General features: G+C 74.6%; 23 protein-coding genes and 2 pseudogenes. 7 read left to right on the top strand and 18 right to left on the bottom strand.

The annotated features are described in order from the left end of the window. Window positions 1–32: 32 nt before the first annotated feature. Window positions 33–1,550, bottom strand: a complete 1,518-nt coding sequence (locus tag ACFYMP_RS16630) for an MFS transporter (protein WP_388857140.1) — start codon at window positions 1,548–1,550, stop codon at window positions 33–35. A 567-nt stretch (window positions 1,551–2,117) separates the two neighbouring features. Between ACFYMP_RS16630 and ACFYMP_RS16625 the strand changes: the two genes are divergently transcribed. Further along, complete coding sequence (locus tag ACFYMP_RS16625; protein ID WP_388857137.1) at window positions 2,118–4,013, top strand: discoidin domain-containing protein; 1,896 nt, start codon at window positions 2,118–2,120, stop codon at window positions 4,011–4,013. 28 nt (window positions 4,014–4,041) lie between these two features. Here the strand turns inward: ACFYMP_RS16625 and ACFYMP_RS16620 are convergent, their stop codons facing one another. From ACFYMP_RS16620 to ACFYMP_RS16600, 5 genes and pseudogenes are all read right to left on the bottom strand, one after another. Next, window positions 4,042–4,668, bottom strand: a complete 627-nt coding sequence (locus tag ACFYMP_RS16620; RefSeq protein WP_388857134.1) for a DNA-3-methyladenine glycosylase I — start codon at window positions 4,666–4,668, stop codon at window positions 4,042–4,044. Then, entirely contained in the window at window positions 4,665–4,883 is a 219-nt protein-coding gene (locus ACFYMP_RS16615) for a hypothetical protein (protein WP_388857132.1), read from the bottom strand. The genes ACFYMP_RS16620 and ACFYMP_RS16615 overlap by 4 nt, the downstream gene beginning before the upstream one ends. Window positions 4,884–5,032: 149 nt before the next feature. Continuing rightward, a complete protein-coding gene (locus ACFYMP_RS16610) occupies window positions 5,033–5,989 on the bottom strand; it encodes an aldo/keto reductase (RefSeq protein ID WP_388857129.1) in 957 nt (318 codons plus the stop codon). Between the two features lie 21 nt (window positions 5,990–6,010). Further along, window positions 6,011–6,286, bottom strand: a complete 276-nt coding sequence (locus tag ACFYMP_RS16605; RefSeq protein WP_388857572.1) for a hypothetical protein — start codon at window positions 6,284–6,286, stop codon at window positions 6,011–6,013. 11 nt (window positions 6,287–6,297) lie between these two features. Further along, window positions 6,298–6,477: pseudogene (locus tag ACFYMP_RS16600) on the bottom strand (MerR family DNA-binding transcriptional regulator); the annotation flags it as partial. Window positions 6,478–6,655: 178 nt separating this feature from the next. Here ACFYMP_RS16600 and ACFYMP_RS16595 point away from each other — a divergent pair. Then, entirely contained in the window at window positions 6,656–7,558 is a 903-nt protein-coding gene (locus ACFYMP_RS16595; protein WP_388857126.1) for an NAD(P)-dependent oxidoreductase, read from the top strand. 137 nt (window positions 7,559–7,695) lie between these two features. Here the strand turns inward: ACFYMP_RS16595 and ACFYMP_RS16590 are convergent, their stop codons facing one another. From ACFYMP_RS16590 to ACFYMP_RS16580, 3 genes are all read right to left on the bottom strand, one after another. Beyond that, on the bottom strand, window positions 7,696–7,914 hold the full coding sequence (locus tag ACFYMP_RS16590; RefSeq protein ID WP_388857123.1) for a hypothetical protein: 219 nt from the start codon (window positions 7,912–7,914) through the stop codon (window positions 7,696–7,698). A 194-nt stretch (window positions 7,915–8,108) separates the two neighbouring features. Next, window positions 8,109–10,136: a hypothetical protein gene (locus ACFYMP_RS16585; RefSeq protein WP_388857120.1), complete on the bottom strand. Its 2,028-nt coding sequence runs from the start codon at window positions 10,134–10,136 to the stop codon at window positions 8,109–8,111. A gap of 70 nt (window positions 10,137–10,206) precedes the next feature. After that, on the bottom strand, window positions 10,207–11,298 hold the full coding sequence (locus ACFYMP_RS16580) for a hypothetical protein (RefSeq protein WP_388857117.1): 1,092 nt from the start codon (window positions 11,296–11,298) through the stop codon (window positions 10,207–10,209). A gap of 176 nt (window positions 11,299–11,474) precedes the next feature. Between ACFYMP_RS16580 and ACFYMP_RS16575 the strand changes: the two genes are divergently transcribed. The 3 genes from ACFYMP_RS16575 (at window position 11,475) to ACFYMP_RS16565 (ending at window position 13,629) form a co-directional block, all read left to right on the top strand. Next, a complete protein-coding gene (locus tag ACFYMP_RS16575) occupies window positions 11,475–12,560 on the top strand; it encodes an S-(hydroxymethyl)mycothiol dehydrogenase (RefSeq protein ID WP_388857113.1) in 1,086 nt (361 codons plus the stop codon). Then, the gene (locus ACFYMP_RS16570; RefSeq protein WP_388857110.1) at window positions 12,560–13,189 is read left to right on the top strand and encodes an MBL fold metallo-hydrolase; all 630 of its coding nucleotides are present in this window, start codon (window positions 12,560–12,562) and stop codon (window positions 13,187–13,189) included. Before ACFYMP_RS16575 ends, ACFYMP_RS16570 begins: the two co-directional genes overlap by 1 nt. Before the next feature lie 194 nt (window positions 13,190–13,383). Continuing rightward, window positions 13,384–13,629, top strand: coding sequence for a hypothetical protein (locus ACFYMP_RS16565; RefSeq protein WP_388857529.1), 246 nt, complete (start codon window positions 13,384–13,386; stop codon window positions 13,627–13,629). Between the two features lie 72 nt (window positions 13,630–13,701). Here the strand turns inward: ACFYMP_RS16565 and tatA are convergent, their stop codons facing one another. Next, a complete protein-coding gene (gene tatA, locus ACFYMP_RS16560; protein WP_388857107.1) occupies window positions 13,702–14,031 on the bottom strand; it encodes a Sec-independent protein translocase subunit TatA in 330 nt (109 codons plus the stop codon). Between the two features lie 148 nt (window positions 14,032–14,179). Between tatA and ACFYMP_RS16555 the strand changes: the two genes are divergently transcribed. After that, complete coding sequence (locus tag ACFYMP_RS16555) at window positions 14,180–15,679, top strand: LCP family protein (protein ID WP_388857104.1); 1,500 nt, start codon at window positions 14,180–14,182, stop codon at window positions 15,677–15,679. Window positions 15,680–15,698: 19 nt separating this feature from the next. Here ACFYMP_RS16555 and ACFYMP_RS16550 read toward each other — a convergent pair whose 3' ends face one another. The 8 genes from ACFYMP_RS16550 to ACFYMP_RS16515 form a co-directional block, all read right to left on the bottom strand. Then, entirely contained in the window at window positions 15,699–18,272 is a 2,574-nt protein-coding gene (locus ACFYMP_RS16550; protein ID WP_388857101.1) for an HAD-IC family P-type ATPase, read from the bottom strand. Further along, window positions 18,259–18,609 (bottom strand): ArsR/SmtB family transcription factor, encoded by a 351-nt coding sequence (locus tag ACFYMP_RS16545; RefSeq protein ID WP_388857099.1) that lies wholly within the window; start codon window positions 18,607–18,609, stop codon window positions 18,259–18,261. Before ACFYMP_RS16545 ends, ACFYMP_RS16550 begins: the two co-directional genes overlap by 14 nt. A gap of 134 nt (window positions 18,610–18,743) precedes the next feature. Further along, complete coding sequence (locus ACFYMP_RS16540) at window positions 18,744–18,980, bottom strand: twin-arginine translocase TatA/TatE family subunit (protein ID WP_388857096.1); 237 nt, start codon at window positions 18,978–18,980, stop codon at window positions 18,744–18,746. A 131-nt stretch (window positions 18,981–19,111) separates the two neighbouring features. After that, the gene (locus tag ACFYMP_RS16535; protein ID WP_388857093.1) at window positions 19,112–20,119 is read right to left on the bottom strand and encodes a sporulation protein; all 1,008 of its coding nucleotides are present in this window, start codon (window positions 20,117–20,119) and stop codon (window positions 19,112–19,114) included. Window positions 20,120–20,248: 129 nt separating this feature from the next. Continuing rightward, window positions 20,249–21,310, bottom strand: a complete 1,062-nt coding sequence (locus ACFYMP_RS16530) for a PucR family transcriptional regulator (RefSeq protein WP_388857090.1) — start codon at window positions 21,308–21,310, stop codon at window positions 20,249–20,251. 9 nt (window positions 21,311–21,319) lie between these two features. Beyond that, the gene (locus tag ACFYMP_RS16525; RefSeq protein ID WP_388857087.1) at window positions 21,320–22,543 is read right to left on the bottom strand and encodes a cation:proton antiporter; all 1,224 of its coding nucleotides are present in this window, start codon (window positions 22,541–22,543) and stop codon (window positions 21,320–21,322) included. A gap of 6 nt (window positions 22,544–22,549) precedes the next feature. Next, window positions 22,550–23,035, bottom strand: a complete 486-nt coding sequence (locus tag ACFYMP_RS16520; RefSeq protein ID WP_388857084.1) for a cation:proton antiporter regulatory subunit — start codon at window positions 23,033–23,035, stop codon at window positions 22,550–22,552. Window positions 23,036–23,897: 862 nt separating this feature from the next. Further along, window positions 23,898–24,212, bottom strand: coding sequence for a DUF3040 domain-containing protein (locus ACFYMP_RS16515; protein WP_388857081.1), 315 nt, complete (start codon window positions 24,210–24,212; stop codon window positions 23,898–23,900). A 433-nt stretch (window positions 24,213–24,645) separates the two neighbouring features. On the opposite strand from ACFYMP_RS16515, the pseudogene ACFYMP_RS16510 reads away from it, so the two are divergent. Beyond that, window positions 24,646–25,581 (top strand): annotated as a pseudogene (locus tag ACFYMP_RS16510) (HAMP domain-containing sensor histidine kinase); the annotation flags it as partial. Window positions 25,582–25,620: the final 39 nt, after the last annotated feature.

Raw genomic sequence — 25,620 nt, 5'->3', positions numbered from 1 at the left:
CGCGGAGCGCGGGGACCGGGGCGCGGCCGGGCTCAGGCGCTCGGTACCGTCTGGTCGCCGGCCGGCAGCCGGCCCCAGCGGTACAGGAACACGGTGATCATCAGCCCCAGCGCGAAGAAGCCCGCCGACCACCAGAACGCCGTCGTGTAGCTGTGCATCTGGGCCTGGAGCGGAAGCAGACGGGTGGGCCGTTTGCCGGCGACGTAGTTGGCCGCGGCCGTGGTGGCGAGCGTGTTCAGCAGCGAGGTGCCGACCGAACCGCCGACCTGCTGACAGGTGTTGACCATCGCCGAGGCCACCCCCGCGTCCTTGGAGGCGATGCCGGAGGTCGCCGTGTTCATCGCCGGGGCGAAGACGAGACCGAGACCGAGGCCCGCGACCAGCAGCGGCGGCAGCACGTGCGCCGCGTAGGAACTGGACAGGTTCAGCCCCGTCAGCCACGCCATCCCGGCCCCCGCCAGCCCCATACCGGTCGGCACCAGCGGCTTCGGCCCCACCCGCGGCAGGACGGAGTTGGTCACCACCACCGAGGTGACGATCAGCACCGCGACCATCGGCAGGAAGGCGAACCCGGTCCGGATGGGGGAGTAGCGCAGGATCTGCTGGAGGTAGTACGTCAGGAACAGGAAGACCCCGAACATGCCGGCGCCCGAGATGAACATCGCGAGGAACGAGGCGCCGCGATTGCGGTGCAGGACCACGCGCAGCGGCAGCAGCGGGTGTGCCACCCGCCGCTCCCACAGCGCGAAGGCGAGCAGCAGCACCCCGCCCGCCGCGAGGAACCCCCAGGTCAGCGGGGAGCCCCAGTGGTGACGTTCGGCGTTGGAGAAGCCGTAGACGATGCAGAACAGGCCGCCCGAGGCCAGCACACTGCCCGGCAGATCGAGGTTCGGGCGTCCGGCCGGTTTGCCCGAGTACAGCAGCCGGGCCCCGCCCAGCATCGCGCCGACGGCGAAGATCAGGTTGACGTAGAGGCACCAGCGCCAGTCCAGGTACTCGGTCAGCACCCCGCCCAGCAGCAGACCCACCGCACCACCCGCACCGGCGATCGCCCCGTAGATGCCGAAGGCCTTCGCGCGTTCCCTGCCGTCCGTGAACGTCGTCGTCAGCAGGGACAGCGCGGCGGGCGCGAGCAGCGCCCCGAACACGCCCTGCGCGGCGCGCGCCACGACGAGCATCAGGAAGCTCTGCGAGGCGCCGCCGACCGCCGAGGCCGCCGCGAAACCGGCCAGGCCGATCAGGAAGACCCGCTTGCGGCCGACCAGATCGGCGATCCGCCCGCCGAGCAGCAGGAGGCTGCCGAAGGCCAGCGCGTACGCCGTGACGACCCACTGCCGGTTGCCGTTGCTGAAGCCCAGCTCCCGCTGGGCCGAGGGCAGCGCGATGTTCACGATGGTCGCGTCGAGGACCACCATGAGCTGGGCGATGCCGATGACGCTCAGAATCAACCAGCGGTGCTCGTGCGATCCGCCCCGGCCGGGGTCGCCGTCAGAGGCTGGGGGCCCGGAGGGGCCCGCTGCCCTGCCCGTGTCTTCAGGTCCGCTATCCATGCTGGTCAGCCCTTCGAAGCTCAGAGCTGCCCACGCTAGGCGCGGTGCGGTGACGCGGCGAGCGGGAGAGGGCCGGACGGGAGAGGGGTGGGGCGGCCGGGTGCCCGCGCCGGTCGCCACGTGGGTGGAGGGCGGCCGGAGCGGCCGCTGGTCCGGAGCGTGCGGGTGCCCTTCTCGGCGCGGTGTGGGGGGAGGGGCCGGACGAACCGTGCGGGAGGAGTCAAGACCTTGATGGTGTGCACGTCAAGGCTTCGCGCATTCAGAAAGTGAACGGACAACGGGCCCCGCACGGCCGCTAGTTGAGGATCGGGTCATCTTGGTGTGAAGTCTTGACGGTTTCTCCGGGCCTGTGTTTACTCACGCTCCAACGCCTGTACCGGTGCCGAAAGCGCTTGCGCCACCGCCGGGCACCACGCCACCCGACGACCGCACCCCCCTGCCCCGCGACAGAACACGTCCCTCGACACCCCCGCGCCACGGCCGAACGGCACCCCACATGCCGGTCCGCACGCGCACCGCACCCGCACCGATGGAAGGGCGCCCCCCACCTCCCGCTAGGAGAGCCGCATGCCATCCCGTACGAGCCTTACGCCCCGCACCTCCCGCACCCTCACCGTCGCCCTCGCGACCCTGTCCGCGGCCTGCCTGCTCGCGGTGCCCGCCGTCGCCGACCCGGCCGCCGCCCCGAGAGCCGGCGCCGCCCGCGCCGCCGCGGCCTGGGACACCGACCTCGCGGCCGCCGCCTACAGCGCCGACCCGGCCGCCGTCTCCGCCTCCGGCGGCAGCGCCCAGGCGGCCTTCGACGGGAACGGCGCCACGACCTGGACCAGCGACGCCGCCGACGACGCGTGGATCAGCGTCGACCTCGGCAGCAGACTGCGCATCGAGCGCGTCGTCCTGGACTGGGGCACCGACTTCGGCAAGAAATACGTCGTGGAGACCTCCGACGACGGCAGCGACTGGACACCCTTCTTCACCGAGGACCAGGGCACCGGCGAGAGCGTCACCGCCCACACCTACCCGCAGGAGGTGCGCGGCCGCTACGTGCGGATGCGCGGAGTGGAGCGCTCCGCGAGCGGCGGCTACGCGCTGTCCGCCCTCAAGGTGTACGGCGGCCAGCCCGCCCCCGCCACCACCACCCGCGGCAACCTCGCCCTGCACCACCCCGCCTACAGCGATGTCTACCAGAACGCGGGCAACTCGCCGGCCTTCGTCACCGACGGCGGGAAACCGGACGACCTCAAGGGCGACGCCACCCGCTGGTCCAGCGACTGGAACGCGGACCGCTGGGTCTCCGTCGACCTCGGCGCGGCCTCCACGATCGACAGCGTCGACCTGTACTGGGAGTCCGCCTTCGCCGTCGACTACGCGATCCAGGTCTCCGACGACAACCAGAACTGGCGCACCGTCTACGAACCCTCCGCCGCCGAGGTCGAGGCACGCCGCGCCGACGTCGGCACCCCGGGCCAGTCGGCCGGGAAGCACGACACCGTCCAGCTGCCCACCCCCGCCACCGGGCGGTACGTCAGGATGCTCGGCAAGGAGCGCCGCTCCTTCTACAACCCGGCGCCCGCCACCGCCCAGTTCGGCTACTCGCTCTACGAGTTCGAGGTGTGGGGAACCGGCGGCAGCGCCGAGGCCGCCTACCCGGCGCTCCCCGGCGAGCAGGGCGGGGACTACCGCACCACCTTCTTCGACGACTTCACCGGGGACGGCCTCGACCGCTCCAAGTGGCGCGTCGTGCGCACCGGCACCGAGATGGGACCGGTCAACGGCGAGTCCCAGGCGTACGTCGACTCGCCCGACAACATCTCCACCCAGGACGGGGTGCTCCAGCTCAAGAGCAAGTACTGCAAGGGCTGCACCGAGGCCGGCGGCACCACCTACGACTTCACCTCCGGCCGCATCGACACCAACACCAAGTTCGACTTCACCTACGGCAAGGTCAGTGCCCGTATGAAGCTGCCGGTCGGCGACGGCTTCTGGCCCGCCTTCTGGCTGCTCGGCAGCAACGTCGACGACCCGAAGGTCTCCTGGCCCGCCACCGGCGAGACCGACATCATGGAGAACATCGGCTACGGCGACTGGACCTCCAGCGCCCTGCACGGGCCGGGCTACTCGGCGGACGGCAACATCGGCGCCCAGCAGACCTACCCCGACGCCAAAGCCGACGCCTGGCACACCTACGCCGTCGAGTGGAAGCCGACCGGGATGACCTTCTCGGTCGACGACCGGGTGGTGCAGGAGACCAGCCGCAACAAGCTGGAGTCCACGCGCGGCCAGTGGGTCTTCGACCACGACCAGTACCTCATCCTCAACCTCGCGCTGGGCGGCGCCTACCCGGCCGGCTGGAACAAGGTCACCGAGCCCTACTGGGGACTGCCCCAGTCCAGCGTGGACCGGGTCGCCCAGGGCGGGGTGCAGGCCGACATCGACTGGGTCCGCGTCGAGCAGAAGGACTGACCCCGCCCCCACCGCGCCGGGGGAGCGGTCAGTTCCCCCGGCGCACCCAGCAGTCCTCGGCGTGGTCGTCGACCACGCCGACCGCCTGGAGGAAGGCGTAGGTGATCGTCGTCCCGACGAAGCCGAACCCCCGCCTCTTCAGGTCCTTGCTGATCCGGTCGGACAACTCGGTGCGGGCGGGCGGGACGGTGCCCGAGGCGCGCGTGTTCACCACCGGCCTCCCGTCCACCCACCGCCACAGGTACGCGTCGAAGGAACCGCACTCCTCGCGCACCGCGAGGAAGGCGCGCGCGTTCTTCACGAGCGAGGCGACCTTCAGCCGGTTGCGCACGATCCCCGGATCGGTGAGCAGCGCGTCCAGCTCCGGCTGCCCGTACGCGGCCACCCGGCGCACGTCGAAGCCGTCCAGCAGGCGGCGGTAGTTCTCCCGCTTGTTCAGCACCGTCGACCAGGACAGGCCCGCCTGCGCGCCCTCCAGGACCAGCAGTTCGAACAGGTAGGCGTCCTCGTGCGCCGGTCTGCCCCACTCGCGGTCGTGGTACGCCGCCATCAGCTCCGAGGTGCCGCTCGCCCAGCCGCAGCGCCGCGCCTCCGGCGGCGGCTCCAGGGGCGCCGCACCCGCGGCGAGGACGCGCCCCGCCCGCGAGCCGCTCATGCGGGCAGCCCCAGGAGCTCGCACAGTTCGGCCTCGTTCCCCGAGAGGCCGGCGGCCCGCAGCGCGGTGTCCGCCTCCGCCATGGGGCCCGCGAGCAGCGCCGCCGCGAGGGGCGCGGTCCCCGGGTCGTCGAGCACGGCCCGTGCCGCCTGCCGCAGCCGCAGGCAGGCCCGCGCCGCCTCGGACCTCGCATCGGTCACTTCCTGCACCGTCATCACGTGCTCCGCTCTCCGTCCCCGGTGGTGCCGGCCCGGCGTGGCCCAGCGGGCCACGCCTGACAGCCCGTCATCGACGGGCCGTGTCCCAGCCTGCCGTACGCCACTGACAACGGCCGCGCGGTACCGGCGCGAGGGGTGGCGCGCGCCTACCTCTCGCGCGCCCCGGCCGCCACACCGTACGGAGAGACCGCGTCGACGGCCGCGTACTCCTCCTCGCTCAGGACGACCTCGGCCGCCGCCACGTTCTCCTCCAGGTAGGTGCGGCGCTTCGTCCCCGGGATCGGCACCACGGAGCGCCCCAGCAGCCAGGCCAGGGCCAGCTGGCTCGTGCTCACGCCCTTGTGCCGCGCGATCCGCTCCAGCTCCGCCACCACCCGCAGGTTCGCGGCGATGTTCTCCTCGGAGAACCGCGGCAGCCCGCGCCGCGCGTCGTCCGGCGCCAGGTCCCCGGCCCGCGTGATGCGCCCCGACAGGAAACCGCGCCCCAGCGGCGAGAAGGCGACGAAACCGATGCCCAGCTCACGCACCGTCTCCAGGACCCCGTTGTACTCGACGTCCCGCGAGAACAAGGAGTACTCCGACTGGAGCGCGGTCACCGGGAAGGTCGCGTGCGCCCGCCGGATCTCCTCGGCGCTCGCCTCGCTCAGCCCGATGTGACGCACCTTGCCCGCCGCGACCATCTCGCCCATCGCGCCGACCGTCTCCTCGACGGGTACGTCCGGGTCCACCCAGTGCAGGTAGTACAGGTCGATGACGTCGGTGCCCAGGTGGCGCAGCGAACGGTCCACCGCCCGGTGCGCGTACCGCGCCGAGCCGTTGGGACCGTGCGCGGTGCCGTCGTCGTCGAACTCGGTGGCGAACTTGGTGGCGAGGGTGATCTCCTCACGCCGCCGGCCCAGCGCGCGGGCCAGGAGCCGCTCGTTCTCGAACGGCCCGTACGCCTCCGCGGTGTCGATGTGGGTGACGCCGAGATCGACCGCCCGGTTCAGCGTCGCGACCGACTCCTCCTCGTCCCGCGGCCCGTACCAGACGCTCATGCCCATGGCGCCCAGCCCCTCCGCGGAGACGCGCAGCCCCTGCGAACCCAGTGCGACCGTCCTCATGTCTCGTGCCTCTCGTTCGTGTCAGTGGTGTGCCGCGCGTCCCCCCGCCGCCGCCCGTCCGCCGGGCTGCGCCCCGCCCCGCTCCCCGCTCACCGCGCGGTAGTACGCGATCTTCGCGTCGATCGCGGCCAGGTACGCCCGCGTCTCCCGCAGCCGTTCGAGCACCCGCCCACGATGCGCCTCGAAGAAGGCGAGACGCCGCGCCTCGGTGCCCTCCTCCCGGCTGATCGCGGCGAAGGCCCGGATGTCCTGATGGGCATGCCGGTACGACGAAGTGCCACGACCCCGGCCAGCCACTCCAGGTCGCGCTCCGTGTAGCGGCGCTGTCCCGAGGGGCCCCGGGCGGCGGGTTCGGCGGTCAGCCCCTCCCGCTCCCAGTAGCGCAGGGTGTCGACGCTCAGGCCGAGCGCCGCCGCGGCCTCCCCGATGGGGAGCCCGTCAGCGGGCACCGGCACGTCCGGCCGCAGCCGGGGGACTCTCGCAGCCATGGGGAAAGGCTCCTCCCTGGAGCGCGCTCCAGGTCAAACCGGTCAGGTCACCGTCACCGTAGGCCCCCCTCCTCCACCCCGCCCGCGCGCCGTCCCCCCGCCCCGGATGGCAGGGTGGACACAGGAGGCGCCCCGCGGGGCGCGCCGACCGCCGTCACCACCTCACGGAGGCACCCTGATGACCGCCACCACCCCCGTCGTCGCCGTCCTGGGCACCGGAATCATGGGGTCCGCCATGGCCCGCAGCCTGCTGCGCGCCGGCCTGCGGGTCCACGTGTGGAACCGCACCCGGGAGAAGGCCGAGGCCCTGGCAGGCGACGGCGCCGAGGTCGCCGCGAGCGCCGAGGACGCCGTCCGGGAGGCCGACGTCCTGCTCACCGTCCTGAACGACGGGGCGGCCGTCGAGTCGGCCATGGACGCCGCCCGCCCCGGACTGCGCCCCGGGCAGATCTGGCTCCAGGTGTCCACGGTCGGTGTGGAGGCCACCGGGTCCCTCGCGGAACTGGCCGCGAAGTGGGGCCTCGTCTACCTCGACAGCCCCGTGTCCGGTACGAAGCAGCCCGCCGAACAGGGCAGGCTGACCGTCCTGGTGTCGGGCCCCGAGCCGGCTCGCGCGACCGTGGAACCGGTGCTCTCGGCCATCGGGCAGAAGACCGTGTGGGCCGGCGCCGAGCCCGGCGCCGCGACCCGGCTCAAACTCGTCACCAACACGTGGCTCACCACCCTGGTCGGCGGGGTCGCCGAGACCCTGAACGTCGCCGACGGCCTGGGCGTGGACCCGCGCTCCTTCCTCGACGTCGTCTCCGGCGGGCCGCTCGACAGCCCGTACCTGCGCGCGAAGGCCGAGGCCGTGCTGTCCGGCGACCTGACCCCCAGCTTCGCCCTGTCCACGGCGCTCAAGGACACCGAACTGATCCTGGCGGCCGTACGGGACAGCGGTCTGCGGCTCGACCTGCTCCCCGCCGCCGCCCGGCGCTCGGCGCGCGCCGTACGGGAGGGACACGGGGACGAGGACATGATCGCGACCTATTTCGCGGGGCAGCCGGGGGCCGAGGGGGCCGAGGGGCACGAGGCCGGCTGACCGCCCGCGGCGCGGCAGAGGCCCGCGGCGCGGCAGAGGCCCGCGGCCCGGTGGCCCGGCCGCGGACGGACCGGCCGCGGCCGGACCGGCGCACCTGGGCCCGCGCCGGCCACCTCGCGCTCCGGGGCCTCCTCGGGCTACGGCGACTCGCCGTCCTCTCGGCGGGGCCGCTCACGGTCCCGGGGCGGGCGCTCCCGCTGCGGCCGCAGGTCCAGGATCTCCAGCAGGAAGGACAGGTCCTCCGCGTTCTGCGCCCGAGCGGCCAGCACCAGGCGGGCCCTGCGGCGTTCCTCGGCGTACGCCTCCGAGAGGCCCTTCTCCGTGTACGGGTCCTGGTCCCGCTGATCGTCGGTCATCGCCACAGTGTCGCCGCCACCACCCCGAAATGCGCGCCGACGCGGAGAGCGGGGCGAGCGGGTGGGCCACAAGTGGCGATGATGACGCGGATGGGTGGCCTGAATCCGCCGCCGGGCCGCCGCCCGGCCGGGACCGGGCGGCGGGGCGCCGCCCCCGGGGAACGCGCCGCTCCGGCCGGCCGAGCCCCGCCGAACTAGCCTTTCCCGTAGGAGAGTTCCCGCAGGGCCCCGCCGCCGGCGAGGCTCCCGGTGAACCGCACCCGCGCGTCCTCGGGGGCCCGGTGCGCGAAGGTCGTGCCGCGCTGGACGCCGCTCACCGCGCCCCGCGCCCGCAGCGCCGTCACCGCGCGGCTGCCCGCGCCCAGGACGTACCAGTGACCCGCCGGGGAGCGCCAGTGCGTACCGGCCACCACGTGCTGGCCGAACCTGCTGCACGCCGCCGTCGCCCGCGCCCGCCCCACGACGTCCACCGGTGCGGCGGGGGAGGGGGCGGGGGTGCGCAGCGACAGCAGTACGTCACCCGGTCCGCGCCACGTGTCGGCCCGGGTGCAGGCCCACACCGCGCGGCCGCCCTCCTCGGGCAGGTCCTGCCGCGCGAAGTCCCACGTGTTGACGGAGCGGACCCCGAGTCCCCGCATCCCGTCGAGCCGGCAGCCGAGCCGGGCCCACGCGAGCAGGGCCGCCGGGCCCGTCGCCTCACGCGGCTGACGGGCGGGGGCGCCCGAGCCCGGCAGCGGCGTGTACGTCAGGTGCACCGGGGTGAGGTCCCCGAGGTCGGCCAGCAGGAAGGAGTGGTTCTCCACGATCCGCGCGGAGGAACGCAGCTGAAGCACCGGCAGGGCGGTACAGGCACCACCGGCCGGGGCCCCGGGCAGGGGAGCGGTCACCCCGGAGCGCGACACCGCGAGGGCCGCCGCCGGGGTGTCCGGCCTCAGCAGGTCCCTGGTCGTGCTCCCGTCCACCCACGGAGCGGTCAGATAGCGGGTGCCCGCCCGGGTGCGGCTCAGCACGAGGGCCGCCGCCGTCGTGACGTCCGCGTCGTCGGTACGTACGAGGTCCAGGGCCGCGTCCCCCGCGCCGCGCAGCGGCCGGGTGTAGCGCACCGCGCGTTCCCCGTCGTGCAGCAGGACCACGGCCGATCCGTCCACGTCCCCCGCGAACAGCAGCTTCGGGGAGCGGGGCGGCGCGTCGACAGGGGTGCCCGGCGCGCGGGTGACGCGTACCCCGTCGTGCTCCCCGCTCGCCGCGCCGCCGGCGACCGCCCGCGCGGCGTGCGCCCACGCGTTGAGCGCCCGTGCGAGCAGCTCCTCGTCTCCGGAGCGCTCCCCGCGGGTGGGCCAGGCCGTGAAGTCGACCCGGGAGGTGTCGTCCCACGGCACCGCCCTCTCGTCGACCACCCCGCGCGGGTCCAGCGCCCCCGTACCGCGCGGGACCGGGGCGGGACCGGCCGAGGGCAGGGTGGCGGCGCCCGAGCCGAACAGGGTCACCAGGAGAGCGGCCGCCACGAGGGCCGCGGCGAGGACCGTCCCGAGCCGCACCCGGTGCCTGCGCCGCAGCAGGTCCGTGGGCCGGGTCCGCACCGAGGAGGGGTCGAACTCGGCCGAGCGCACGAGCGCGGCCGGGTCCCCCTCGGCGTCCCGGGCCAGCCGGCCGGCCAGTACGACAGGTGTCGAGGTGTCGGTGACACCGAGCCGGTTCAGCACCTCGCGCACCCCGGCCTCGGGGAGCCCCTCCAGGGTGGAGAGCGCGAGAGCGGCCCGCGTCACCCCGTCCGCCTTCGCCAGCGCCTGGTCCAGCGCCAGTTCCTCCGTACCGCCCGCCCGGGGAAAGAAACGCAGGCCCCAGACGACCGGCAGCCCCGGGCGCAGGACGCGCGGCGGCGGCAGCCGCCCCGGCCACCAGCGCGGGCGCCGCTCGTGGGCCAGGGCCTCCCGGAGGATCTGCTCGCGCACCCACGCGTACCCCGGGCGGTCCCGGGCGCCGCGTGGCGAGGGCACCCGGCGCGGCGCGGGCCGCAGCAGCCGGGAACCGGTGCCGGGCAGAGCCCGCTGGACGATGCCGTGCGCGGCGAGCACCCGGCGGTGCCGGCCCACGGACGGGGGCAGGACGAGGTACGCGAGACGCACGAGCCGCGCGTACTGCTCCACGAGAGCCGCCTCGGCCTGGTCCAGGTCGATGCGCTCCCCGGGGGAGCGGGACTGTTGCCGCGAGGACGTCGGCATGGGAGAACCTTTCGGATGACGGCGGCGGAAGGGAACCTTCGCTGCGTCAAACGAGTGATGCGTTGGACCGTCACATCACCGCTGAACTCCCGTCACTTGTGGTAAGGGGCGGATGTCCGCCCCGGCCCCGGATTCCGGGGTGCGCCGCCCTGATCTCCTCGGCCGCCGCGCTCACCCGGGGCAGCAGGTCCCGCACGGTGGACCGGGCCCGCCGGCGCAGATCGGCCGGCGTGTGGATGCCGAGATCGGCGAGGACCCCGGCGAAGGCCGGCCACCGGCGCGCGTGCTCGTGCGGGGCGTCCGCGGCCAGTGCCGTGTGGCAGCGGGCCAGGGTCGCCACGATCCAGAAGACCGCCTCCCGGTGCAGTCCGTCCGCGATCAGCGCCGCACCGCCGGCCACGGCGATCGGACGGGCCCGCGCGGTCAGGTCGGAGCTGAAGGGGAACGGCGTGCGCGCCGTGCCCGCCGTCGCGTCGAAGGTCTCCGCCAGGGTGGCCAGGTGCCGCCGTACCACCCGGGCCGGCAGGCGCGCGCAGCCCAGGGAGTCCAGCAGCGCCGGGTACAGGTCCAGCCGGCCGAAGTCGCTCAGCACCTCGCGGGCCGCCGGGTAGCGCAGCCGGATCGTCGGATTGCGCAGCGCGGCGACCAGGAGGACATGGGCGGACACCCCGGTCGGGAAGAGCCACGCCGTGACCTGCTCGTGGAAGGGCGCCGCCGCGTCGAGCGCGCCGAGCCCGTCCCGTACCCGCTCCTCGGCCTGGGCGCACCGGCGCCGCACCCAGAAGCGGTCGGCGAAGTCCCGCGCGACCCGCTCGCGCAGGAGGGCCAGACGCCCGGTCGGGTCGGCGAGCACACAGTCCCGTACGAAGGGGCCCGCCCGGTGGTAGTCGCCGAGCACCGTCTCCGGCGAGACGACCGTGCTCCACGGCTCGTACGTCACTTCCAGCAGCGCGCCCCGGTGTTCCAGCTTCCCCGGCTTGGGCGGGGCCTCGGCGCGGTCCACGAGCACCACGACGTCGACGTCGGAGGTGGGCGCGAGGTCGGCGTCCCGCTCCAGTGCCAGGGTCGAGCCGGTGACGTAGGCGCCCCGGAAGTCCGGCCGGACACGGGCGTACCGCGTCACCCAGTCGACGGCGGCCTCGCGCGCCCGTCCCACCTTCACCGAGTCCCCCTCGCGCCCTGTGGATACGGCCTTCACTGTGGCACAGGCCCGTGCCGCGCGCGGCGGGCGCCCGTCCGCCGCGACCTGCGGGGGGCGGGCCCCTGGGCGCCCCGGGCGCCGGGCTGCGAGACAATCGCGGACGGGCGATCCCGACCCCGGAAGAGAGAGGCTTCAAGATGCCACAGCAGGTACAGGGCGTGATCGCGCGGGCCAAGGGCGAGCCGGTGCGGATCGAGACCATCACCGTCCCGGACCCGGGGCCGGGCGAGGCGGTCGTGCGCATCCAGGCGTGCGGGGTGTGCCACACCGACCTGCACTACCGCGAGGGCGGGGTGAACGACGAGTTCCCCTTCCTCCTCGGCCACGAGGCGGCGGGGGTGGTCGAATCGGTCGGCGAGGGCGTCACCGAGGTGGCCCCCGGCGACTACGTCGTCCTCAACTGGCGTGCGGTGTGCGGCCAGTGCCGGGCCTGTAAGCGCGGGCGCCCGTGGTACTGCTTCGACACGGCCAACGCCCGGCAGAAGATGACCCTCGCGGACGGCACCGAACTGACCCCGGCCCTCGGGATCGGGGCCTTCGCGGAGAAGACCCTCGTCGCCGCCGGGCAGTGCACCAAGGTGGACCCGGAGGCGTCCCCGGCCGCCGCCGGACTGCTGGGCTGCGGGATCATGGCGGGTATCGGCGCCGCCATCAACACCGGCGAGGTCACGCGCGGGGACACCGTCGCCGTCATCGGCTGCGGCGGCGTCGGCGACGCGGCGATCATGGGCTCGCGGCTGGCCGGGGCCGCCCGGATCATCGCGGTGGACGTCGAGGACCGCAAGCTGGAGACGGCGAAGAGGCTCGGCGCGACCCACACCGTCAACTCCCGCACCACCGACCCGGTCGCCGCGATCCGCGAGCTGACCGGAGGCTTCGGCGCCGACGTGGTGATCGAGGCGGTCGGCCGCCCCGAGACCTACGAGCAGGCGTTCTACGCCCGGGACCTCGCCGGGACCGTCGTCCTGGTCGGCGTGCCCACCCCCGAGATGAAGATCGAGCTGCCGCTGATCGACGTCTTCGGCCGTGGCGGCTCCCTCAAGTCCTCGTGGTACGGCGACTGCCTGCCCTCGCGCGACTTCCCGATGCTCATCGACCTCTACCGCCAGGGGCGGCTCGACCTCGACGCGTTCGTCACCGAGACCATCGCGCTCGATCAGGTGGAGACGGCCTTCGCGCGCATGCACGAGGGCGACGTGCTGCGTTCGGTGGTGGTCTTCTGATGGCCGCCCGCATCGACCACCTCGTCACCTCCGGCACCTTCTCGCTCGACGGCGGGACCTGGGAGGTCGACAACAACGTATGGCTCGTCGGCGACGACGAGGAGGTGATCGTCGTCGACGCCGCGCACGACGCCGAGGCCATCGCCGCCAAGGTGGCCGGACGCCGCGTCACGGCGATCGTGTGCACACACGCCCACGACGACCACGTGGGCGCCGCGCCCGACCTCGCGGACCGCACCGGGGCCCCCGTCCTGCTGCACCCCGCCGACACCGAGCTGTGGAAGCTGACCCACCCCGGCCTCGTGCCGGACGGCCCCCTCGCGGACGGTCAGCGCATCCGCGTCGGCGGGACCGAACTGACGGTGCTGCACACTCCGGGCCACGCGCCGGGCGCGGTGTGCCTGTACGCGCCGGAACTCGGCACCGTGTTCACGGGGGACACGCTGTTCGCGGGCGGTCCCGGAGCCACCGGGCGCTCCTTCAGTGACTTCCCGGCCATCGTGGACTCGATCCGCGAGAAACTGCTGACCCTGCCCGCCGACACGGTGGTGCGCACCGGACACGGTGACAGCACCACGATCGGCGCCGAGGCCGGACACGTCCAGGAGTGGATCGACCGGGGGCACTGACCCCCGGCCCGGCCGGGGCACCGGGAGGGGCCGTCCGCCGGAGACGGCGGCGCGGCCCCTCCCGCGCCGGGAGCGGCCGGTCTCCCCTACGGGGGCCCGGCGTCTGCGGGGCGGGTCCGGGCCCGGCCGGGCGACACCCTCCGAACGCCGCGAACAGCCTTTATCGCGCGAGCCCTAAACTCTTTGGCATGTCAATGGATACGGCGTCCACGGGCGCGGTGAAGGGCTGGGAGGCCGCGGTGCTCGACGGAGGGCCCGCGGACGGACTGCGGATGAGGGTCGCCGACCGGCCGGGAGTGGTGCAGGTGACGCTGCCCTGTCCGGTGGACGAGGAGCCCGGTGAGGCCGGGCTGCGGGTCGAGGCGCTGTACGTGTACCGGCGCGATCCCCGCGTGCGCGAGGAACCGCTGCGGTACGGCTTCGACGGAGCCACGCCCTGAACGGCCCGCGGCGCCACCCAGGAGTACGCCGTCGCGGCCGGGCCGGCGTCCGTGGCCCGGCCGGGGGCGTCCTCAGCGGGGAACGGGCCCGGTGGTGGAGGCGTCCCGGCGGCCCGCGCCGGCCGTATCCGCACCGCCCGCCGGGTCCTGTCGCACCGTCGAGAAGCCGGAGTCCGCTTCCCGGCCCCCGGCGGTCCCCGGGGCCCCCGCGGTCCCGGCCGTGTCCGTGGTCCCCGTGGCCTCCGCGCTCTCGGTGCGCAGGGCCGCCGTCTCGCTCCTGAGGATGCGCAGGGACTTGCCCAGCGCCCGAGCCGTGTCCGGCAGCTTGCGGGAGCCGAACAGGAGGACGGCGGCGAGCACCACGACCGCCAAGTGCCAGGGCTCCAACGCGTTACGGAACATGTGCGCCTCATCCTTCGTCTCAGTGCTGGGGGGGGGGAACCGGTGTGCGGGTCCTCACCGGCAAACTTGCTACATTGCGCAACTGTACAACTGTGGGGTGGGTCGCGCGCCGCCCCCGGACGGGCCGGACGGACAGGGGTGTGTGGTCATGACACGCAGGGGCGGAGCGAGCGGTGGCGCCGGGATCGGGACCCGGCGCCCTGCCTCGCGCGGCGGCCGCAACAAGGTCCTGATGGCCCTCGCCGTCGTCGGCGCCTTCGCCGTGCTGGCGAGCGGTGGCTTCGGCTGGGTCTGGTTCAAGCTCGGCGGGAAGATCAGCACGTTCAGCGGTGACGGGCTGTCCGACGACCGCCCCGAGGCCGCCGGCGGGGGCCAGAACGTCCTGGTGATCGGCTCGGACAGCCGCTCCGGCAAGAACAAGGAGCTCGGCGGCGGACAGGGCGACATCGGCCGCTCGGACACCGCCTTCCTGCTGCACGTCTACGCCGACCAGCGGCATGCCGTCGCGGTCTCGGTGCCCCGCGACACGCTCGTCGAGATCCCGCGCTGCCGGCTGCCGGACGGCAGCTGGAGCGCCCCGCAGAGCGAGGCCATGTTCAACTCGGCCTTCTCCACCGGCGAGACCCCGGAGGGCAACCCGGCCTGCACCCAGAACACCGTCGAGAAACTGACCGGCCTGCGCGTGGACCACACCGTGGTCGTCGACTTCAACGGCTTCTCGAAGCTCACCTCGGTGGTCGGCGGTGTCCCGGTGTGCCTGCCGAACGACATCTACCAGCGCGACCTCAGCCCCAAGCGCCCCACCCGGGGCGCACTCGTCTTCCACGAGGGGACGCAGAAGGTCTCCGGCCGGCAGGCCCTCGACTACGTCCGGCTGCGGCACGGCATCGGCGACGGCTCCGACATCGGCCGGATCAAACGTCAGCAGGCGTTCGTCTCCGCGCTGCTCAAGACCGTCCGCGAGAAGGGGCTGACCCCCACCAGACTGCTGCCCCTCGCCGAGGCCGCGACCGAGTCGACCACCGTCGACCCCGGACTCGGCTCGGCCGACAAGATGCTGTCCTTCGCGCTCTCCATGAAGAACGTCGACCTGCACAACACGAAGTTCGTGACGGTGCCCTGGAGGTACGAGGGCAGCCGCGTCGCCGTCGTCCAGCCCGACGCCGACGCCCTGTGGTCCGCGCTGCGGCGGGACAAGCCGGTCGGGGGCGCGCCGAAGAAGAAGACCGGGAAGGCCGGTGAGGCGAAGGCCGCCGACGAGGCCCCGGTCACCGGCGCCGGTATCTCGGTGAGCGTGCGCAACGGAACCACCGTCTCCGGTCTCGCGGCCCGCGCCGCGGGCGTGCTGCGCGCGGCGGGGTTCACGGTCGCCTCGACCGCCACCTCACCCGACCAGGGCCAGTCGAGAACGACGATCGCCTACGGCCCCGGAGAGAAGAAGGACGCCGGCACCACCGCGCGCTGGTTTCCCGGCGCCACCCTGAAGGCGGCCGGGGAGCCCGGCGTCACCGTGACGCTCGGCAGCTCCTACGCCGACGACCCGTCCGCCGCGCCGAGTTCACCCGTCGCCCCGGCCAAGCCCGCACCCGTCGGCTCCGACGCCCGCTCGGCCGACGAGAACCCCTGCGAGGACGTCTCCTACGGCTGACCACCGACGCGCGGACGCCTCAGAGGCGGCGCTGACGCCCCGGACGCCGGGCCCGGCCGCGCAGCAGCAGGACCACCGCGCCCGCCGCCCCGCACCCCGCGCCCACCACCGCGTAGTACGGCCCCGGCAGCGGCACCAGGCCCAGGGCGGCGCCCGCCGGACCGAGCGGCAGCAGGACACCGGCCCCGGCCAGCGCGCCCGCCGCGCGCAGCAGCGGTCCGCGCGCGAGCCGGGAACCCCCCAGCAGCACCAGGAAAACGGCCTGGGACAGCAGGTTCTCGGTGAACCAGCCCGAGTGGAAACCCACCTCTCCCCAGGCGCCGCCGCCCCGCAGCGCGCACGCGAGCACCCCGAAGGTCGCGAGGTCGGCCGCCGCGTTGAGCAGCCCGAACCGTACGACCGAACGCAGCAGCCCCGGCACCCGCAGCACCGCGGGCCCGGCCGAGGCACGCGGCCGGGCGCCCCGCCCCACGAAGGCGAGCTGCACGGCGTCGAAACACAGGTTCTGCACGAGCACCTGCGCCGGCAGCATCGGCAGGAAGGGCAGCAGCAACCCGGCCACCAGCATGGACAGGACGTTGCCCAGGTTCGCGGAGAGGGTCAGCCGCAGATACCCGAGGACCGTCGACGTACTGCGCCGGCCGGCCGTCACCGCGTGCCCCACCGCCGTCAGGTCCTTGCCGCTCAGCACGAGATCCGCGCTCTCCCGCGCGAGGTCCACCGCTCCCGAGGGACACAGGCCCACGTCGGCGGCGCGCAGCGCGGGCACGTCGTTGACGCCGTCCCCGAGGAAACCGGTCGTCCGGCCCGAGGCGCGCAGCAGGCCGAGGATTCGCGCCTTGTCGGCGGGGGAGCAGCGTGCGAACACCCGGGTGCGCGCGACCAGCTCGTCCCGCGCCGGGGCGGGCAGCGCGTCGAGCTCCGCCGCGCTGGCCACCGGCCCCGGATCGAGGCCCAGCTCACGGCAGGCCCGCGCCGCCGTCTCCGGCTGGTCCCCGGTGAGCACCCGCACGTCGATCCCCTGCCGCTCCAGCGCCCGCAGGGCCGCTCCCGCGCTCGGCGCCGGCTCGTCCCGCAGGGTCACGAAGCCGAGCAGGCGCAGCCCGCGCACATCGGCCGGGGTGTAGGGACGGGTGCGCGCCGCGCGTTCACCGAGGGCGACCGCGAGCAGCCGCAGCCCGCCGTCCGCGGCGGCCCGCACCCGGTCCTCCAGGTGGGCGCGCTGCCCGGGGGAGAGCGCGCACCGGTCCAGCACGCTCTCCACGGCGCCGTTGACGACGAGCGTGTGCCCGCCCGCGACCCCCGGTGTGCGTACGACGGCCAGCGCGAGGCGGCGCTCCGGGTCGAAGGGCAGCGCGTCCACCCCCTCCGCCCCGAAGGGGTCGTGGCCCTCGGCGACGGCCGCCGCGAGGACGGCGGCGTCCAGCGGGGCCGGGGCGGGAAGCTGGGCCAGTTCGAGGGTCCAGGCCGCCGCCACCGCGGCCCAGCGCAGCACCTCGGGGTCCGGATCGCCGTCCGGGCCGAGACTGCCCCGCACGACGGGCCGGTCCAGGGTGAGCGTGCCCGTCTTGTCGACGCACAGCACCTCCGTACCGCCCAGGTCGTGCAGCGCCGACAGCCGGTTCACGATCACCCCGTGCTCCCGCGCGAGGCGTCCGGCCGCCCGAGCCGGGGCGAGCGTCGTGACGACCGGCAGCATCCCGGGGGTGAGACCGACGGCCACCGCGACCGCGAACGGCAGGGTCTGCGCCCCGCGGCCCTGGACGAGGGCGTCGGCGGCCAGTACGAGCGGCGGGATCACCAGCATGAAGCGCACCAGCGTCCAGGCGATGGCGCGCACCGAACGGTCGAAGGCGCTCGGCATCCGGCGCCCGGCCGGAGCCCGCCAGGCCCCGGCGAGCCGGGTGTCCGCGCCCGTGGCGAGCACGACCCCGGTGGCGGTACCGGCCGCCACCGACGCCCCCTGGAGGCACAGCCCCGGGGCGTCGAGCGCGGTGGGCCGAGGCCGCCGGCCGTCCGGGGTCGCGGACGCCGGGAAGCCGACGGCCGTCTTCGCGACCGCGTCGCTCTCCCCGGTGAGCGCCGCCTGGTACACCCGCAGCCCGTGCGTGCGCAGCAGCCGCAGATCCGCCGGCACCTGATCACCTGGGCCCAGCAGGACCACGTCGCCCGGCACCAGTTCGGACACCGGCACCTCACGCACCCGGGCCGCGCCGCCGGGCGTCTGCCTGCGCCGCACCGCCGCCGTACCGGCCACCACCGCGCGCAGGGCGGCGGCGGACCGCCGGCCCCGGCCCTCGCCGAACGCCCGCAGGACCAGGCTCACGGCCACCAGCGCGGCCGTCACCCCCGCCGTGCCGAGAGCGCCCACGGCCGCCGCGACCGGCACCAGGCACAGCAGGACGGCGGTGAACGGGTCGCGCAGCCCCTGGGCCAGGACGAGGAGCCCGTGCCGGGCACGGGGCGGGGGAGGGGTGTTGGGGCCGTAGCGGACGAGACGGTCCCCGGCCTCCTCCTCGGTCAGCCCGCGCGGGCCGCTGCCCAGCCGGCGCAGCACCTGGAACGGCGCGGCGGCGGTGTCAGGCGAGGCCACGGCGGGCCGCAGGAGACGTACGACGCTCGTCGAGGCGGTCGATCACGAGCCGGACCACCGCGACGACATCGGGATCGCACACGTAGTAGACCTGCCGTCGGCCCTCGCGACGCGCGCCGACCAGACCGGCCAGTTTGAGCTTGGTCAGGTGCTGGCTCACCGCGGGCAGCGCCCCGCCCACGCGTTCCGCGAGCCCGGTCACGTCGCTCTCGCCCCCGGCCAGCGCCCACACGATGTGCAGCCGCGCGGGAGAGGCGAGGAGACCGAAGACGGAGGCCGCGTCCGTGAGTACGCCGACGGGCGGATCGCCCTCGTACCCGCCGCTGTCCCTCGCCATCACCGTTCTCCGTTCCGCCGGGCCGGTGCCGGGCCCGAGCACAGTGTAGGCACCGGTGAAACGGCCCCCTGTGCGGGCTTGAGCCCTGCCGGAGAACCTTCCGGCAGGGCTCGGCGCGGTGGGCTCCGGTCCGTTCAGGCGGCCGGGTCGCGGGGCTTCTCGGTCCAGTCGCCCGGACGCGCCCGGAGGGTGCGCGGCTGCCCCGGCGCCTCCTGTGGCCCGGGGGTGTCCATGTCCTTCATGGCACGGCGCTCGCCTTTGAGGATGCGGGTGGCCCGGCCCGCCGAGCGCACGAGGTCCGGCAGCCGTTTCGCCCCCAGGACGACGATCACCACGACGAGGAGCAGGGCGATCTCACTGATTCCGAACATCGCGTGCGGTGTCTCCCGGTAGGGCGGTCGCGGCGGGGCGCGGTCGACACCCCCGTCGGCTGGTCGGAGCCGAATCTACAGGAGCGCACAGGGCCGGGCCAGATCCTCCCGCGCGGGCCGGACGGCCGGGCTCAGTCCTCGTCCTCCTCGCCGTCCCCCTCGTCCTCGTCCTCGAAGAAGTCCCCGACCTCGTCGACGATCTCCGCCGCGACCAGGCCGCCCGCGACCCCCACCGCGAGGCCCGCCGCACCGGCGGCCACAGCCGTGCCGACGCCCGGACCGGAGCGCCGGCCGTGGTCCTCGTGAGCGGAGTGCTGCCCGCCGTACGGGTCCGCGTGGCCGTACGAGGCGTGGTCGCCGTAGACCGCGCGGTGCTCCACGAGCCGGCTCACCCAGCCGTCGACCTCGCTCGTCCAGTCCAGGTGCCCGGCCTGCTCGTGGGAGACGGAGAAACGCGTGAGGGTGTCGTGCCCCTCGGAGAACAGTCCGCCGCGTTTGTCGGCCTCCAGGACGACGTCCACGCCGCCCGGTGAGGCGAGGAAGGTCACCTCGATCTCGTTGACCGCGTGCGCGTGACGCGGCGGGGGCGTCAGCTCGATCTCCTGGTAGAAGGGCAACTGCTGCCCGGTGCCGCCGATCCGGCCCAGTTCCAGGTCGGCGGAGCGGAAGCCGAAGCCCAGCCGGCCGAAGGCGTCCAGGACCGCCTCCTGCGCGGGCAGCGCGCCGACGGTCAGCGGGTCGAGGTCGCCCTTGTCGCGGGCGCCCGCGACGGCGACCTCGGTGCGCACCCCGAGCACGATGCCGAGCGGCTGCCCGTACAGCTCGGTCAGCGGGGTCTCCCACGGCAGGACGAGGGAGAAGGGCACGGTCTCGCGCCCGCCCTCGGCGACGCGCAGAGCGCCGCCGACGAGGTACCGCTCGAAGACGATCCCGCCCTCGTGCTCGCCGTCCCCGGTCTCGGCCTCGACCCGGGCGACGAGTTCGAGCGTGATGCCCTCGATCTGGGCCTGTGCCCTGCCGCCCTCGATCCGTACCTCGCCGGACAGCGTCCCGCCGGGCAGGACCGGGCCCGGCGCGAGCACCGTGTCGACCGTGGGCCCGCCCACCCCGAGCGAACCGAGCAGTCGTGTGAACACCATCGTGTCTTCCTCCCGCGGACAACCGGCGCGTCCCTCGCGCCGTCTACAGCCGTGTAGAGCATAGAGGCGCAGGTCACCGCTTCCCGACGGGGCGTCAGATGTGGTTGACGCGGCGCCTGCCGGGCGCGATCAGGCGTCCTCGCCCGGCCAGCCGAACAGCCGGGCCCCGATGACCGCGGTGTGCAGGGAGTAGCGGTCCATGGAGTCGTTCAGGTCCATGCCGGTCAGCGCCCGGATGCGCTCCAGCCGGTAGGTGAGCGCGCGCACGCTCAGGCTCAGGCGACGCGCGGCCTCGGCGGAGACGCAGCCCGCGTCGAAGTAGACCGTGAGCGTCCGCAGCAGCGGTCCCGGTCCGCCGCGCGCCGCCTTCAGCGGGCCGAGCGCGGTGTCCATGAGGTCGAACATCGCCTGCCGGTCCCGCATCAGCACCGGGAACACCAGCAGGTCGCTCGTGGAGAGCACCGGGTTGTCGAAGCCCATGCGGTCCGCGATGTCCAGCGCGCCGACGGCCTCCTCGTAGGACAGCACCACCCCGCCCGGACCGGGGTGGGGGCGGCCGACGGCGGCGCGACAGTCCTCGGCCGAGGCGTACGCCTGCTTCGCGAAGAAGCGGGCCATCTCCTCCTGCCCGGCCGGCACGACGCAGATCAGCAGGTCGTTCTTGGTGGTCAGCAGGGTCCTGCGATCACCGAACCGGGCGAAGACGGCCGCCTCGACGGCCCGCGCCACGGGATGCCCGTCGTCGTAGGGTTCCGGGCCCCTGGCCACCGCGACCACGTGCGAGTGCGCGAGCCGCAGCCCGAAGCGCTCGGCGCGCTCCGCCAGCCGCCCCTGGTCGGCGCGGCCGTGCAGCAGGTCGTCGACGAACTCGCGCCGCGCGGCCTCCTCGTGCCGCACCGCGAGCCGCTGGGCCCGCTCGTAGCCCTCGGCGCTCGCGTCGACGGCCTGCTCGACGGCGGCGAGCACCTCGGGACCCGCGGCCCCGAGGGGCGCGGGCCAGTTGGTCCGGGCCGCTGTCAGGAGCCCGTTGACGAGGGAGCGCAGCCCGTAGCCGTCCTCGGCCGCCTGCTCGCCGAGACTGCGGCGCGCGGTCAGCTCCTCCCGGCTCAGCCGCCGCCCGGTGCGGGCCACCTCGGCGAGCGTCTCGCGGAACCCCTCGGTGTACGTGTCCGGAATCTCTCTCGGCTGCACGAGGGCCCCCTAGTTCGCCGCGGCCGTGCTGTCCGGGGCCTCGGCACTCTGTACGGCGGGGGGTTCGGCCGGGGCCGGCCGGGCGCGGCCCAGCACCTTGCGGGCCAGTGGCTCGGTCCAGCGGGCGGTGAGCGGTCCGACGATCACCAGGATCAGGACGTACGCCGTGGCCAGCGGTCCGACGCGCGGCTCGACGCCGACGGCGAGACCGGCGATGACGATGGAGAACTCGCCGCGCGCCACGAGCGTCCCGCCGGCCCGCCAGCGCCCGGCGCGCTTGACCCCGGCGCGGCGCGCCGCGTACCAGCCGGTGGCGATCTTCGTGCAGACCGTGACGACGGCCAGGAGCAGCGCCGTCAGGAAGACCGGCGGGATGTCGGCGGGATCGGTGGACAGGCCGAAGAACACGAAGAACACGGCGGCGAACAGGTCGCGCAGCGGCGCGAGCAGGTTGTGCGCGCCCTCGGCGACCTCACCGGACAGCGCGATGCCGACGAGGAAGGCCCCGACCGCGGCCGACACCTGCAGTTCGGCCGCGACCCCGGCGACCAGCACGGTGAGGCCCAGCACGACCAGCAGCAGCATCTCCGGGTTGTCGGAGGACACCATGCGGCTGATGAGGCGGCCGTGGCGCAGCGCGAGGTACAGCACGAGGCCGACGGTGCCCAGGGAGATGAGCAGGGTGAGGCTCGCGCCGCCCAGGCTCAGCCCGGCCAGCAGCGCGGTCAGGATCGGCAGGTAGACGGCCATCGCGAGGTCCTCGATGACCAGGACCCCGAGGATGACGGGGGTTTCGCGGTTGCCGAGCCGGCCCAGGTCGCCGAGGACCTTGGCGATCACCCCGGAGGAGGAGATCCAGGTGACCCCGCCGAGCGCCACGGCTGCCACCGGACCCCAGCCGAGGATCAGCGCGCAGACCGCCCCGGGCAGTGCGTTGAGCACGAAGTCCACGATGCCCGAGGGGTACTGCGTCTTGAGGTTGGTGACGAGTTCGGAGGCGCTGTACTCCAGGCCCAGCAGGAGCAGCAGCAGGATCACCCCGATCTCGGCGCCCGTCGCGACGAACTCCTCGCTGGCGTTGAGCGGCAGGAAACCGCCGTGCCCGAAGGCCAGGCCCGCCAGCAGATAGAGAGGGATGGGGGAGAAGCCGATGCGCCCGGCCAGGCGCCCGAGCAGGCCGAGGCCGAGAATGATCGCACCCAGCTCTATCAGCAGTTCAGTCGTGTCGTGCACGAGGGGTCATCCTCCAGTGATCAGTTCGGCCACGGCGTCCACGCCCTCGCGGGTGCCGACGACGACGAGTACGTCCCCGATGGCGAAGCGGAAGTCCGGGGTCGGAGAGGGGACGGCGTCGGTGCGCCGCAGCACGGCGACGATCGAGGCACCGGTGCGGGTGCGGGCCTGGGTGGCGCCCAGCACCCGGCCGGCGAACGGGGACCGCTTCGTCACCGGAATGTGCTCCGTGACCAGATCGATCTCCACGTGGCTGTGCAGGTACCTGACCGGGTCGGGCTTGAGCAGACCGGCCAGGGCCAGCGACTCCGCCGGGTCGAGCTGCGCGCTGTCGAGGCAGCTGTCCTCGTCCTCCGGGTCGTGGAGCCCGATGATCCGGCGGCCGTCCTGGCGCACCACCACGGACACGTGCCTGCCGGACTCGGTGTCCAGGTCGTAGCGGGCTCCGATTCCCGGGAGAGCGGTCTTGCGGAAGTGAGCGGTGGGCTCCATCGAAAACTCCGTACGGTGTTCCGGATGCGGGGACGCATGGTGACAGGCCGGGCGGCGGCAGCCGCACGGCTCCCATACCGTGCCATCCCGTCAGGCGCACGGAACAGCCGTGCCTCGGCGCGGACGGTCCCCGGGCTGCGGCTCCCGTGTCCCCGCGCCCGGATTTACCGGGGTGGCGGGACTGGGGGACGGACCCCGGGACGCGGGATCAGGGGGCGGGGAGGAGCGGCCGGCCGGGACGGCGAACGGTCCGGCGGCCGGTCTCAGCGGGCGGTGGCGCTATGGGGTACGGCGTCGCGCGGCCGGACCCCGATCCGCCCACGGCCCCGGGGGCGCACCGTGGTGGCCGGGAGGTGTCCGTGCCGGCCGGAGGGGCGAAGGAACGCCGGCGCACGGCCGGTGAGCCGTTCGGTCTCCATGGGATGCCCCCTCCCTGGCCTGCGACGCCGAGGTACCCGACCCCGGCCGCGCGCATGCCCGGCAGCGCCGAAGCGGCTGACCGAGCCTGTTATTTGACCAGTACTTTAACGTACGGCAATGCCGACAAATCGTCTGGGAGGGGGAGATAGGGGGTGTTTCGCCGAGAGGGAATTTCACGGGCCACCCGGGTGTTTGCGCTCGCGCGACTCGTCAACCACCGGCCCGAAAACCCCGACCGGGAAGCTCCGTCAGGATTCCCCCACCAGAGACTCCCCACCAGGATTCCGCACCGGAGGTCCCGCCGGGCCCCGAGCACCGCGCCGGGCGGTCGTCGAGCGGTTCAGCCGCGCCGACCGGTCCCGGAAGGGCGAGCGGTCACGGCCGCCCGGCGGGTGCCCCGGGCCGGGCTCCGGTCACTGCCCGCCTCCGGGCCGGGTTCCGGTCACTGCCCGCCGGGCGGGCCGTCTCCGCAACAGGCGCGCGGCGCCTCTCCCAGCCCGTACCGTGGCCGCGCGAGCGGACGCTCCAGGAGGTGCGCCGCTATCCCCGCGACCACCAGCCCGGTCGCCAGCACCAGGCCGTGGCCCGCGAACAGCCCGCCCAGCAGGACCGCGAACGCCGCCGCGAGCAGCAGCAGCGCCCAGCCCCGTACGACACGGCGTGGCCGGCCGGTGCGCAGGGCGCGGTCCAGCCCCGGGTCCTCGCGGCGCAGCTCGCGCTCCAGGGTGGTGAGCCTCTCGTCGAAACGGTCGTCCATCGCTCGCCCCTCTCTTCCGCCGGCCCACGGCCGCGCGACGGCGGCCCGTACGGTCCTTCGTCCGGGGCGACGTACCAAGGGCATTCCGTCCTCACGCCCCCGCCACACCTCGCGCCCGGTCCAGGCCGCGGCGCGGCCTCCCGCCGGCCCCGCCGACGGCGGTCGCGGCCCGGCCCCCGCCGCCCCGAGCGGCCTCCCGGCACCTGCTTCGACCCTCCCCGCATCCCGTGCGCACCGCCATCGGGGCCACCGCCCAGCCCGGGGGGAGCGCGCCGCGCATCCTCGCCGGGCCGCGCCCCCCACGGGCCGGCGGCGCGCGCGATGGGTGTCACCACGGATGGACGGGGCCCGCCGCGATGCGCCAGGCTGGGCGGGACACCGCGCCGCGCCCCGGCCGACCCGCCGCCCGGACAACCCCTGAGGAGGCCGAGCGATGTCGCTGTTCTGGCGCATCTTCCTGCTGAACGCCGCCGTGCTGCTCGCCGCGACGAGCATGCTCCTGCTCGGGCCGGTCACCGTCTCCGCCCCCGTCGTGCTGACCGAGGCGCTCATCCTCGCCGTCGGCCTCGCCGCGATGCTCAGCGCCAACGCGGCCCTGCTGCGCGTCGGCCTCGCCCCGCTCCAGCGCCTCAACCGGGCGATGACCACGACCGACCTGCTGCGCCCCGGACGGCGCCCCGACGTCTCCGGGCACGGGGAGGTGGCCGGGCTGATCACCGCGTTCAACACGATGCTGGACCGGCTGGAGGCCGAGCGGGCCACCAGTACCGCGCGGGCCCTGTCCGCGCAGGAGGGCGAACGCAGGCGCATCGCCCAGGAGCTGCACGACGAGGTCGGCCAGACCCTCACCGCCGTCCTCCTGGAACTCAAGAGCGCCGCCCAGGGCGCCCCGCCCGAACTGGCCGAACGGCTGCATCAGGTGCAGGAGACGACGCGCGGCGGACTCGACGAGATCCGCCGGATCGCCCGCCGCCTGCGCCCCGGCGTCCTCGACGAACTCGGTCTGCGCTCGGCCCTCGCCTCCCTCCTCGCCGAAGTACCGGCCGGCAGCGGGCTGAACGTCGCCCGCCGCTTCGACCCCGAACTCCCGCGCCTGAGCGCGGACGTGGAGCTGGTCCTCTACCGCGTCGCCCAGGAAGCCGTCACCAACACCGTCCGGCACGCGGGCGCCCGCCATCTCCGCCTGAGCCTGCGCCGCCTCCCGCACGGCGTCGAACTGCGGCTGCGCGACGACGGCCGGGGGGTGGGCGCCGCACCCGAGGGCGCCGGTCTGCGCGGCATGCGGGAGCGGGCCCTGCTCATCGGGGCCACCCTCCAGGTCGGCGAGGCCCCCGGCGGGGGCACCGAGATCCGCCTGCGGGCCCCCGTGGCGCCCCGGCCCGTCGATCCGCCCGGCGAGAAGAAGGGC

The organism is Streptomyces sp. NPDC007088 (assembly GCF_042869355.1).
GTDB lineage: Bacteria > Actinomycetota > Actinomycetes > Streptomycetales > Streptomycetaceae > Streptomyces.
Note: the sequence above shows the minus strand (reverse complement) of the source record. Positions and strands in the feature narration are given on the sequence as shown.